Origin of the sequence: Centipeda artemidis DSM 19719, from assembly GCF_000426665.1 — a bacterium.
GTDB lineage: Bacteria > Bacillota > Negativicutes > Selenomonadales > Selenomonadaceae > Centipeda > Centipeda artemidis.
Map to the genome: position 1 here is coordinate 1 of NZ_AUFU01000007.1, position 12,208 is coordinate 12,208.

The following is a 12,208-nucleotide window of genomic DNA, read 5'->3' on the forward strand; positions in this document are numbered from 1 at the left end:
CTTGCCGTATATTGTGGAGACCGCCCGCGAGCAGCTTGGCGTTCGGGTGTCCCCCGCTTAAGCTCATAGTGGATCGCCGTGTGCGAGCATCCAACCCGTGCGGCTATGGCGCGAAGGGAGAATCCTTCGCGGTGAAGTGCCTGTATTTGCCCCCTTTCGTCAAGGGTAAAGTGCTTTCCCGATTTACGAACAGCTTCCATTGTGGTAGAATGGGGGTAATCCATAGTGATTGCTCCTTTGCTGATGTTTTGTAGCAGAACCATTATAGCACGGGATGTCACTATGGATTTTGTTTTTGTTTAGCTGTTCAACTTCATTTTACAACGAACCGATTTCATTTTATCCTTTCATTTCGTTCTGTCATAGCTGCTGCGAGTGCTGCGCCGAGGGCGGAGCCGGTGTTTTCGAGGATGATCTTGACGTTGACCGCCTCGTCCAAGAGCAGCGTGTCGAGTGCACCACGCAGATGATGCGCGACAAGCGGGACTTTCTCATAGACGGAGCCGTCGACGGCGACGAACTGGTCCTCAAGCGCGTTTTCACCCATGCGGTGCTGAATGATGGCGACGTAGGTCGCCGCAACGATGCGTGCAGAGCGGACGATGACTGCAGTCGCGAGCTCCTGCAGAAGGGCACGCTCGGAGGCGGTGAAGGTCATGCCCGTTTTTGCCTCGATGACGGCGCCCGCCGAATGGCGGTCGAGATAGGCATCTGCGATGATCTCGGAGAGTTCAATGCTCGAAAAGGGGTAAACCCCGTCCGTACCGAGGAGGTCGGCAAGCGCCGCACCGTAGAGCGACCCGAGGTAGCGTCCCGACACCATCTTCTCAAGACGCTGTGCGCCGGGCTGCTCGGACTCCCTGTCCAGAATCTCATCGTATTTGGAGAAGGGCAGTTTTCCGAAGCCGCCCGACTCCATGTTGATGACGGTAGGCGGCTCGCTGCCGTCCGCGAACTCCTCGTAGTAGCAGGTGTTCTGCCCCGTGGCGTAGATGGAGCCGATGTAGGTGTGCTCGTGCTTGTATGCCGCCGCGAGCAGGACTGCGACCGTGTCATTGATGACTGCGACGGGTTCGACGTTCCTCATGCCGCGCCGTGCGAGTGCCTCTTTGAGGAGGTCGTTGACGACCTTACCCTCGACCCCCTGCGTGGCGAATTCCTTCGTCCATACAATCAGCTTCGCATTGTAGAGGTCGGTCTGCTGCGAGGGGAAGGAGAAGGTGTGTCCGAGCAGGTATTTCGTTGTGCGATTTCCCTCGATCGCCTCATCGATGATCTCAGCGAGGAAGTCAAACATTTCTTCCGCCGTTGCATCCGCGCTGACGTAGTCATAGACACCGGGGAGGGTGAGCGGCTTTGCGACCTTGCTCAGTACCTCATATTCGCCGCCGCCCTTGAGGAGGATGCGAAGTGCTCGTACATTTGTGCCGCCGAAGTCGAGCGCGAGGAAGGAGCCGTGCTCCTTTCCGCTTGGAAGTCCTGCGTAGGAGCGGAGCATACGAAGCGTTGCACCCTTTTCACCCGAAAGCCCCGCGCACATATTGGCGCGGAAATCATCGGCGATCCTGCGGAGCGTATCGTCGTCTATGGTGAAGGCAGCCTTTGTCTCGTCAAATCGTTCACGATCAAAACCCATGGTAACTCCTCCCAAGAAAAGTTGTGGGGACGCCCCTATCGGTTCGCCCTAGTCTCCCCCGTTCGAAACGGGGGAGGGGGACCGCGTAAGCGGTGGAAGGGGCGCCACTTATCAGTGATAGCTTAGCAAAAGTGATCGAGCATCGCGCCGACGCTCGGGAACACCTGCTTCGCCTGTGCTTGTATCTCGGGACGTGCGGTCGTAAGCGAGTAGCCTCCCCATGCCTTCAGCATCGGCAGGTCGTTCGTCTCGTCGCCGATGGCGAACACCTCCACGCCATCCCATCCCATGACGGAGAGGAGTGTGCGGATGCCCTGATCCTTGCTGATGCCGGCGGGCGTGATGTCAAGGCTGCACGCATTTGGGAACGCATGAATCTTGTCACTGAGCTTTGCGTTCAGCACCGCCGCACATTCTTCCGAGAGAGCAGGTTCATGAAAGCCGAGCGAGAACTGCTGAATCCCCGTCAGTCCTCCGATCTCGCTCTCCTCGATGTAGACGATGGGGAAATCCCAGTCCTTTGCCTCGCGCTCGATCCACGAACCCTCGGAGTGGTGGCAGAGATAGGTCACATCTGCTGCAGAGAAGGCGAAGTGGAAGGATTTCTGTGCGCTCGGCTCCGACGCAATCGCCGTGAGCGCGCGAGGATCAATCTCCGCCTGAAATCGGACGGCTGCATCCGCACCCCGTATGATGCCGCCGTTGTTGCAGACGGTGTAGTCGAACTCCACGCCGTATTCCTCAAGCTGCGGGACAAGCATCCCATAGTCGCGTCCCGAGATCACACCGAACTTGTGCCCTGCGGCACGCCAGCGGGCAATGCCCTCCTTCGTCTCCTCGTCGATTTTGCCGCCCCGGAGGAGCGTGCCGTCGTAATCGCTTGCCGCTACCTTCATTTTACTTCCTCCTCATAGACAACCGCCTCGAGCGGACGGAGCGCAGCCTTTGGCGCATCCGCATAGCTGCCGATGAGCCGCACGCCCCTCAAAAATCCTGCGGGAAGCTGTGCCTCCTCTGCGGAAAAGTTGACTGCCGTAACGATGCGGCGATTGCCTTCCGTACGAGAGAATGCGTAGATCTGCTCGTTTTCGGCAAGCAGTTCCTCATAGACCCCGTTGAGCAGTACGGGATTCGTCTTGCGCAGACGGATGATCTGCTTGTAGTAATTGAGCACGGAGTCCGCATCCGCTTCCTCTGCCGCCGCATTGATTGTGTGATAATTCTCGTTTGCGGGCAGCCACGGCGTACCTGTGGTGAATCCTTCGTTCGCCGTATCGTTCCACTGCATCGGCGTACGCGCATTGTCACGGCTGTTGAAGTGGACAAAGGACAGTGCCTCTGCGGGCGAGAATCCTTCCTTCAGTGCAAGCTCGTATTGCCCGTGGGAGGAGATGTCATCGTATGCGTCGATCGTATCCCATTTGACGTTTGTCATGCCGAGCTCTTCGCCCTCGTAGATGAAGGGCGTGCCGCGCAGAGTCATGAGAATGGTCGCGAGTGCCTTTGCCGCAAGGCGTGCATCGCCGCCCTTCGGGAAGAAGTAGTTCACCGAGCGTGCGCGGTCATGGTTCTCGAAGTAGATCGGATACCAGCCCTCCTTGGCAACACCCTCCTGACTCGCGGAGAGTGCGCCCTTGAGCTTTGTGAGCTTCCACGGAACCATCTTCGACCAGCATTCGCCCTCCTCGTAGGGGACGAGGACGTGCGCAAACTCGAACAGCATCGAGAATACGCCGTTCTCGCCGACCCAGTCGGGCAGCTCCGCCACGCTGACACCGTTCGCCTCGCCGACGGTGAAGATGTCGTGCCCGTCAAAGACCTCCCTGCGGAACTCGTGGAGGAAATCGAGGATGCCGGGCGTGTTCGCCGTCATTGTGTGGACGCTCACCATGCCGTCCGCCGCGTCGGGCGTGCCGTCCTCGAAGACGGCGGGTTTCTTGATGTAGGTGATCGCGTCAATGCGGAAGCCGCCGACGCCCTTGTCGAGCCAGAAGTTCGCCGCTGCAAAGAGGGCTGCACGTACCTCTGGATTCTCCCAGTTGAGATCTGGCTGCGCCTCGGCAAAGGTATGGAGGTAGTATTGATCGCGTTCCGCGCAGTACGTCCACGCGGAGCCGCCGAAGATGCCGCGCCAGTTCGTCGGCGCACTGCCGTCGGGTTTCGCGTCGCGCCAGATGTACCAGCCGCTCTTTGCGTTATTGCGGCTGGACTTCGACTCGATAAACCACGGATGCTGATCGGAGCTGTGGTTGTAGACGAGATCCATGACGATGCGCATATCGCGCTTCTTTGCTTCGGCGATCAGCTCCTCCATGTCGGCGAGCGTGCCGAACTGGGGATTGATGCCCGTGTAGTCGCTGATGTCGTAGCCGTTGTCGACCATGGGCGAGGGATAGACGGGGGTGAGCCAGAGCGCACCCGCGCCGAGATCCTTCAGATAGTCGAGCTTTTCCGTGATGCCGCGCAGATCGCCTGTGCCGCTTCCCGTCGTGTCATTGAAGCTCTTCGGGTAGATCTGGTAAACGGCGGTGTTCTGCCACCATTTCGTTGCTTTCATGCTTGTTCCTTTCGTTATATGAGCTTCCCCCGTAGCAACGGGGGAAGTGGCGAGCATGCGAGCCGATAGGGGCGCCGGTGACGATACTCGGACCCTGTCGTTCAAAGCGCCCCTTCCACCACGCTGCGCGTGGTCCCCCTCCCCCGTTTCGACGGGGGAGGCTTTTCTTCATCAGAACGTCAGAACCGTCGTCTCGCCGGCTTTTGCATCCATGCCCGTCATCTTCTTCATGAGCGGGTACTCGCCGGAGTTCGTGACTGCCATGATGACGGTGTCCTGATAGCCCGCCGCATGAATCACATCGCGGTCGAACTTCACGAGCGGCGCACCCGCCTTAACGCGATCGCCCATCTTGACGAGCAGTTCAAAGCCCTCGCCCTCGAGTTTCACTGTGTCCACACCGATGTGGATGAGGAGTTCCGCGCCGTTGTCCATACGGAGACCGACCGCATGGCGGCTGTCCTCCATGACCATCGTGACCTCAGCATCCGCAGGAGCGGCCACAATGCCCTCCGTCGGCTCGACCGCAACGCCGTCGCCCATCATCTTCTGCGAGAACATCTCGTCCTTGACCTCGCTCATATCGATGATATGACCCGTTGTAACAGCCGTAATGGCAAAGGATTTCTCCGTGCCGACGGCGACCTCGTCCACATCGGAGGCAGGGGCGGTCATGAGTGCCTCGAAGCGCTCGCGGATCTGCGGGACGGAAAGTCCCACGATGACTTGGAATGCGTGACCGTTGCGGACAAGCCCGTGTGCGCCCGCCTCGGTGAATGCGCCCGTCGGAGCGACGAGTTCGGGATCGTTGACCGTGACGCGCAGACGCGTTGCGCAGTTCGTCACGTCCTTGATGTTTGCCGCGCCGCCGAGACCGTCGAGGAAGGCGCGCGCCTTGACATCGCGCTCATCGAGCTTCATGCCGGGAGCGGCTGCCGCAGCACCTGCTGTACCCGCCTGTTTTGCCTTGTAGTCCGCCTTCGTGAAGAGCTTGTCCTCTACGCCGTCGTCCGTGCGGCCGGGGGTCTTGTAGTCCTTGAGCTGAATGACGAAGCGGAACACGAAGAAGTAGATCGCGGTGAAGCACAGACCAACGGCGATCTGCATGAGATACGTCGCATAGTGATACGAGAAGAGCGGAATCCAGTTCTGCACGAAGCAGTCGATCAGACCGCCGCCGAAGTTGCCCGAGAGCCCGATTGCATAGAGCGTTGCGGAAAGCGTTGCCGAGAGGACGGCGTGCAGGAGATAGAGAAGCGGTGCGACGAAGAGGAAGGTGAACTCGATTGGCTCTGTGATGCCGCAGAGCACCGCCGTGATCGTTGCGGGGATGAGGAGCGCCGCTGTCTTCTTGCGCTTCTCAGGCTTCGCACACATATAGATCGCGAGTGCCGCGCCCGGCAGACCGAACACCTTGCCGCTGCCGTGGAGGGCAAAGCCGCCCTCGGGGAAGAGCTCACGGAGCGACTGCCCGCTGACCATGAAGTCATTGATGTGGCTAAGCCAATATGCCTGAATGCCGCCGTCTACGACCGCAGGGCCGAAGATGAACGGGAGATAGATGAAGTGGTGGAGACCTGCGGGAAGGAGCATTTTCTCCGAGAACGTGTATGCCCAGACACCGAGGATGCCGCTGGTCTTGAGGAAGAACTGGAACTGCTCGATGGCGTGCTGAACGGCAGGCCAGACGATGCAGAAGAGAAGTGCCATCGGGATCATGACGACGAAGCCGATCGCCACGACGAACGCAGGTCCTTTGAAGATGCCGAGCCAATCGGGGATGTTCGTGTCATAGAAACGATTGTGCAGGAATGCCGTGCAGCAGGCGATGAAGATCGCACCGAGCATGCCCATGTCGAGCGTCTTAACGTTCGCGATCATTGCAAGGCCTGTGCCGGGACCCGCCGGCTGGCTGTAGTCCACACCGAACGCGCTGCCGTGGAGCGTGAGGAATGCGGAGATGAAGTAGTTGAAGAGCATATAGATGACGAAGGACTCCATCGCGCAGCGCGCCGGTTCCTTCTTGGCAAAGCCGATCGGCACGGCGATGGCAAAGAGAATGGGCATCTGGGCGAACACCGTCCATGCGCCCTGTTCGACGACGAACCAGAAATCATACCAGAGTGTGCCAGGTGCGGCGAGACTGCCGAGCAGCCCCTCGTTCTTGCAGACAATGGACACTGCCACCGTCAAACCGAAGAATGCAAACAGAATGACGGGCGTATACATCGCACCGCCGAACCGCTGCATATTTTGCATGATGACATCCTTACTGAGTGCCATGTGCGTTCCTCCTTAAATCCCAACCTTGCAACTGTGTGTGAAACAAACCTGAAATCTGATGACTCAACGATAGCGCAAAAAAGCCGCGAATGCAATAGTTTCGCGGCTTTCGGGCAGAATGTACGGAGACTGTATCACGGTACATTGGATGAAATTTGTTACAGCAGCGGATGATTCGTATAGCCCTCAAAAACGCTGGAGGGGACATTTCTAATCCATCTCCTGCTCCTGTACATACAGGCGGTAGTGCACATACCAGATCTCGAGCAGGAGGAAGTAGGCAAGCATGGATTTGAACTGGAGGCGCTGTTTGTTCTCGGCGAGTCCAATCTCTGCGGGCATGACGTAGAGATTCTCTGTCGATTGGGCGGCGAGCGTGTTGTGCCGCATCTCTGTAATTGAGAGGATGGGGACGCCCTTGAGATGGAGCTGATCTGCGAACTCTACGACGCGCTCGGACTCGCCCGAGAGCGAGATGAAGATGAAGAGGTCGTCGGGCCCCGCCGTCTGGTAGACCGAGTAGAACTCCTCGCGACCCGCGATCTCGTAGATGAGGATGTTGTCATAGACGAATAGCCGCTTCATCTCCTGCATGACGTTCGTCTGCACATAGCCCGAGGCGTAGGCAAAGATGCGGTGCGCCTCGCGGATGAGACGGCTCGCGCTCGTGTAGTCACGCCGCATGAGTGTACGCCATGTCTGATCGTAGAAGCTGCCGAGCGTGGCTGTCACATCGCGGCGGGGCGACACCATCTCCGCTGCCTCCATACGCATGACCGCCTTCAGCTCGCCGAAGCCGTCGAAGCCGAGCTTCTGCGCGAAGCGCACGACGGACGCACTTGAGACGGCGCACGCGCGCGCGAGTTCGTGGATGGATATACGGCTCGCCGCCGTACGGTTGCTGTCGATCCAGCGCCAGATACACTTGTCTGCATCGCTGAGATCCCTAAGATGTGCGTTGATTCGTTCCGTGAGCCGCATCTCATTCTCACCTTCTTTTGCTGGATCCTATTCCGCGTTATTATAGCATAACTTGTAGAATATATTTGTAAAACTTCAAGAAATCAACACTTGATAGTATTCGGTTCGTTGTAAAATGAAGTTGAACAGCTAAACAAAAACAAAATCCATAGTGACATCCCGTGCTATAATGGTTCCGCTACAAAACATCAGCAAAGGAGCAATCACTATGGATTACGCCTATTCTACTACAATGGAAGCTGTTCAACTTCATTTTACAACGAACCGTCAATTTTTTTATCTCGCATCTACCGCCGTTTGGCAAAGTTTTGCGCAGATGTAAGAATCCCTTGCAAAGGGCGTACGAGATTCGATAGAATAAGGTTAGAACAAACGTCTATCATAGGAAATGAGGCAGGATCGTGGCGGAAAATATTCTTGACATGGAAACCATCGCCCTCGACGATGCGGCGCGCGCGCTCGTCATCATCGACCAGACAAAACTTCCCGGCAGGGCGGAGTACCTGCATCTTAAGACACAGCGCGAGATTTGGGACGCGATCAAGGAGCTGAAGGTGCGCGGTGCCCCCGCCATCGGCGACGCCGCTGCAATCGGGCTCTACCTCGCCGCGTGTGAAATCGATACGGACGACCGCACGGTCTTTGCGCGCCGCCTGCACGACGCAGCGATCTATCTGAGTTCATCTCGCCCGACTGCGGTCAACCTCTCATGGGCGCTCACGCGCATGGAGCGCGTCGTGGCGGAACACGGCGCGGCATCCGTCCCTGAGCTGCGCATCCTCCTGCGTGACGAGGCACGCGCCATCGCAGAGGAGGACGCAGATATCTGCCGCCGCATTGGGGAACATGCTCTGCCGCTCGTCCTCCCCGGCGACGGTCTCCTCACACACTGCAACGCGGGGCAGCTTGCCACGGCAAAGTACGGCACCGCCACCGCCGTCATGTATCTCGGTCACGCAAAGGGATATAACTTCAAAATCTACACCGACGAGACGCGTCCGCTGCTCCAAGGCGCGCGGCTCACCGCGTACGAACTCAGCGCCGCAGGCATGGATGTCACACTGCTCTGCGACAACATGGCATCCGCACTCATGGCGAGCGGAAAAATCCAAGCGGTCTTTGTTGGGTGCGACCGCGTCGCGGCGAACGGAGACACGGCGAACAAGATCGGCACGTCGGGCGTCGCCATCCTCGCCAAGCATTACAACATCCCGTTCTATGTCTGCGCGCCGAGTTCGACCATTGATCTGTCGACGTCGACGGGCGCGAACATCGAGATCGAACAGCGCCCGCCCGAAGAGGTCACGGAGATGTGGTACAGCAGCCGTATGGCGCCGAAAGGCATTAACGTCTACAATCCCGCCTTCGACGTCACCGACCACAGCCTCATCACCGCATTCGTCACAGAGCACGGCGTTCTGCGCGCACCGTATGCGGAATCGCTGCGGACAGTACACCGAAACAGCCCCACTTATTAGGAGATAGGAGCAATGCCAAATGCCGCCGATAAAATTTTACAGGAAATTGAAGCGGAGCGAATACGCCGTATGAACCTTACAATAGAAAATAAATAAGTCTTGATGGACTTCTCCTCATGACATTTCCTCTATCGGTTAAATGTGCGTAAGCAGCAACGTGCCGCGCCCCGCCACGTCGTACGCGCCGAGTCCTGCGGGGATGAACGCCGTCTCGCCGCGCGCCAGGGTGAGCCGCTGTGCGCCCCGCGTCAGCGTACACATGCCGTCCGTGACGACGAGCGCGTGGAACGAGGCATCGTCCGCCGCAAAGGAAAGGTTCTCTTTGACTGTAAATTCATAGACGGTAAAATACTCCGTTGCCGCGAGCAGGCGCCCCGCTCCTCCGCGCAGGAACCCGAGCCGCGCCATGCCGCCGAGTGAGATCTCCGACGGGACGAGCGATGCGACCTCCCGCGCCTTTTCGATGTGCAGGTCACGCGGTTTGCCGTCCGCGCCGACGCGTCCGTAGTCGTAGACGCGATAGGTAACATTCGACGACTGCTGTATCTCGCAGATGAGGACGCCCGCACCGATGCCGTGCAGTGTTCCCGCGCGCACGAGCAGCGCGTCGCCGCGGCGCACCGGCACATGCCGGAGCGCGGAGACGATCGAGCCGTCCGCCGCCTTTGCCGCGAGTTCCTCTCGTGAGAGCTCCTCTGCAACGCCGCAGATCACCTCCGCACCCTCCGCCGCGTCGAGAATGTACCACATCTCGGTCTTGCCCGCGTCACTCTCCACACGGCGCGCATAATCGTCGTCCGGATGCACCTGCACGGAGAGGTTCTGCGCGGCGTCGATGAGCTTAATGAGGATCGGCATGTCCGTGCGTCCGCCCGCGCGTGTGCCGAGCACCGCCGGATGATCCGCAAGCCACGCGGCGAGCGTCTCGCCCGCCGCCGTACCGCTCGCAATGCGGCAGAACCCGTCCGGATGCGTCGAGAGCTCCCAGCTCTCCGCCGTGATGCCCGTGCCGCAGTCCTTGCCCAGCTCGTCATGCAGCCGATGCCCGCCCCAAAGATAGTCCTTGAACACGGGCGAAAGTTTCATTATATGAGACAAATATCATGCACTCCTTTTCGTTTGTCCCATTATCCTAAATATTCTCGAAAAAAGCAAGCGGACGTCCTCTTCCATTTGACAAAAACGGCGCGATTCGATAGAGTAGCATTGTATTGAAAACTACAAATGCACGGAGGTCTTTATGATAGACTGCAAAGAAATCAACTGGCACAGCGCGCGCCTCGACCGCGTGATGAACATCCGCGTCTACGGGAGCGGGGGCGCCGCCCCCATCCTCGTATTCCCGACGCAGGACGCGATGAGCGACAACTTCGAGAACTTCGGCATGATCGAGGCGATGTCGGGCGACATTGCGCGCGGGCGCATTCAGCTCTTCTGCGTGGATACCGTCGACACGGAAACGTGGTCGAACATCTGGGGCAATAAGCCGTGGCGTGCGCGCCGCCAAGAGCAGTACTACGCCTACATCGTCGATGAGGTCGTTCCCTTCATCCGCAGCGAGAACACGAGCGGACGCCTCCCCGTCGCTGCCGGGTGCAGTCTCGGCGGACTCCACGCCGCCATTGTATTCTTTCGCCGTCCGGATCTCTTTGACGGCGTGCTCGCCCTCTCGGGTGTCTACGATGCGAAGTTCTTTACCGACGGATGGATGGACGGCGTGCTCTACGACAACTCCCCGCTCGATTTCCTCTCGAATATGTCTCCCGATCACCCCTACATAGACCTCTACAACGACCGACGGATCGTGCTCTGCGTCGGACAGGGCAGCTGGGAGGAGGAGGGACGGCGCACGACCGCGCTCATGGGCGACGTGCTCCACAGCAAGGGGATTCACGCGTGGGTGGATTTCTGGGGCTACGACGTCGACCACGATTGGGACTGGTGGAAAAAGCAGTTCCCCTATTTCCTCCCGTTCGTGCTGCGTGAACAGGTCTGACCAAGAACAATGAGGTGATTGTATGAATTTTATCTTCATTTCGCCGCAGTTTCCGCGTGTCTATTGGAATTTCTGCGATCGTCTGAAAAAGAAGGGCGTCAACGTCCTCGGCATCGGCGACACGCCCTACGAGGCGCTCGCAGACGAGGTGCGCGAATCGCTCACCGAATACTACTTCGTTCCCTCGCTCGGCGACTACGACCAAATGCTGCGCGCCGTCGCGTTCTTTACGTTCAAATACGGGCGCATCGACTGGCTCGAGTCGAACAATGAGTTCTGGCTCGAGAGCGACGCGCGTCTGCGTACGGATTTCAACATCCGCACGGGCTGGCAGTTCGGCGACATGGATCACATCAAGAATAAATCCGCCATGAAGCCCTTTTATAAGAAAGCGGGTATCCCGACCGCGCGTCTGCGCCCTGTCACAACGCTCGCGGACGCCGAGGCATTCCTTGCCGAGGTCGGCTATCCCGTCATCGTAAAGCCCGACACGGGCGTCGGCGCGACGGACACCTACCGCATCGACAGTCACGACGAACTGTGCCATTTCTACGCGTCAAAGCCCGAAGTCCCCTACGTCATGGAGGAGTTCGTCACGGGCGACATCTGTTCCTACGACGCCATCGTCGATTCGAACTCCGTGCCCATCTTCGAATCCATGACCGTGTGGCCGCCGTCCGTCATGGACATCGTGCTCTATCAGCTCGATCTGTCCTACTACACAGCGGATCGCGTACCGGATGCGCTCAAAAAAGCGGGGCGCGCCACGCTCAAATCGTTCGGCGTGCGCAGCCGCTTCGTCCATCTCGAGTTCTTCCGCCTGACGAAGGCAAAGAAAGGACTTGGGGACATCGGCGATTTCGTCGGGCTCGAGGTTAATATGCGCCCTGCGGGCGGCTATACGACCGACATGATGAACTTCGCCCACTCCACCGACGTCTATGAGATCTGGGCGGACATGATCACCGCCGACCGCCGTCTGCTCCCCGATCGGAATGAGCACTGCTTCTGCGCGTATGCGAGCCGCCGCGATTTCCACCGCTATGTGCACAGTCACGAGGAAATCCTCGAGCGCTATGCCGGCAAAATCGTCATGTGCGAGCGGATGCCCGAGATGATGTGGCCGCAGATGGGCAACCATATGTATACGGCAAAGCTCAAGGATCAAGCCGCGACGGACGAGTTTATCAAATTTGTCCACGAACAGGTCGAATAGGAACATCGCCGGGAATCAAACATCATATGCGAGACACAGCAAAAGCTCCCGCCACGGCGGG

At 58.6% G+C, this 12,208-nt stretch carries 10 protein-coding genes; 3 read left to right on the plus strand and 7 right to left on the minus strand.

Features of this window, described 5'->3' with window-relative positions; translation table 11 throughout:
- From K341_RS11640 to K341_RS0105200, 6 genes are all read right to left on the minus strand, one after another.
- Positions 1-224, minus strand: a 224-nt coding sequence (locus tag K341_RS11640) for a helix-turn-helix domain-containing protein (protein ID WP_037349470.1), incomplete at its 3' end; no start/stop codon positions are given.
- Between the two features lie 110 nt (positions 225-334).
- Positions 335-1,636 (minus strand): hexokinase family protein, encoded by a 1,302-nt coding sequence (locus tag K341_RS0105180; RefSeq protein WP_026762088.1) that lies wholly within the window; start codon positions 1,634-1,636, stop codon positions 335-337.
- Positions 1,637-1,758: 122 nt separating this feature from the next.
- Positions 1,759-2,532 carry an HAD-IIB family hydrolase gene (locus K341_RS0105185; RefSeq protein ID WP_026762089.1) on the minus strand — a complete coding sequence of 258 codons (774 nt, stop codon included), beginning with the start codon at positions 2,530-2,532 and terminating at the stop codon, positions 1,759-1,761.
- Positions 2,529-4,193: a glycoside hydrolase family 13 protein gene (locus K341_RS0105190; RefSeq protein ID WP_026762090.1), complete on the minus strand. Its 1,665-nt coding sequence runs from the start codon at positions 4,191-4,193 to the stop codon at positions 2,529-2,531. Before K341_RS0105190 ends, K341_RS0105185 begins: the two co-directional genes overlap by 4 nt.
- 171 nt (positions 4,194-4,364) lie before the next feature.
- Complete coding sequence (locus tag K341_RS0105195; RefSeq protein WP_026762091.1) at positions 4,365-6,476, minus strand: alpha-glucoside-specific PTS transporter subunit IIBC; 2,112 nt, start codon at positions 6,474-6,476, stop codon at positions 4,365-4,367.
- Between the two features lie 210 nt (positions 6,477-6,686).
- Positions 6,687-7,457 (minus strand): MurR/RpiR family transcriptional regulator, encoded by a 771-nt coding sequence (locus K341_RS0105200; protein ID WP_026762092.1) that lies wholly within the window; start codon positions 7,455-7,457, stop codon positions 6,687-6,689.
- A 401-nt stretch (positions 7,458-7,858) separates the two neighbouring features.
- On the opposite strand from K341_RS0105200, the gene mtnA reads away from it, so the two are divergent.
- Positions 7,859-8,935 carry an S-methyl-5-thioribose-1-phosphate isomerase gene (gene mtnA / locus K341_RS0105210; protein ID WP_026762093.1) on the plus strand — a complete coding sequence of 359 codons (1,077 nt, stop codon included), beginning with the start codon at positions 7,859-7,861 and terminating at the stop codon, positions 8,933-8,935.
- A 135-nt stretch (positions 8,936-9,070) separates the two neighbouring features.
- Here the strand turns inward: mtnA and K341_RS0105220 are convergent, their stop codons facing one another.
- Positions 9,071-10,033: a type I phosphomannose isomerase catalytic subunit gene (locus tag K341_RS0105220; RefSeq protein ID WP_026762094.1), complete on the minus strand. Its 963-nt coding sequence runs from the start codon at positions 10,031-10,033 to the stop codon at positions 9,071-9,073.
- Positions 10,034-10,175: 142 nt separating this feature from the next.
- Here K341_RS0105220 and K341_RS0105225 point away from each other — a divergent pair, with 142 nt between their 5' ends.
- Positions 10,176-10,931, plus strand: a complete 756-nt coding sequence (locus tag K341_RS0105225; protein ID WP_026762095.1) for an esterase family protein — start codon at positions 10,176-10,178, stop codon at positions 10,929-10,931.
- Between the two features lie 22 nt (positions 10,932-10,953).
- A complete protein-coding gene (locus K341_RS0105230; RefSeq protein ID WP_009438834.1) occupies positions 10,954-12,147 on the plus strand; it encodes an ATP-grasp domain-containing protein in 1,194 nt (397 codons plus the stop codon).
- Positions 12,148-12,208 lie beyond the last annotated feature (61 nt).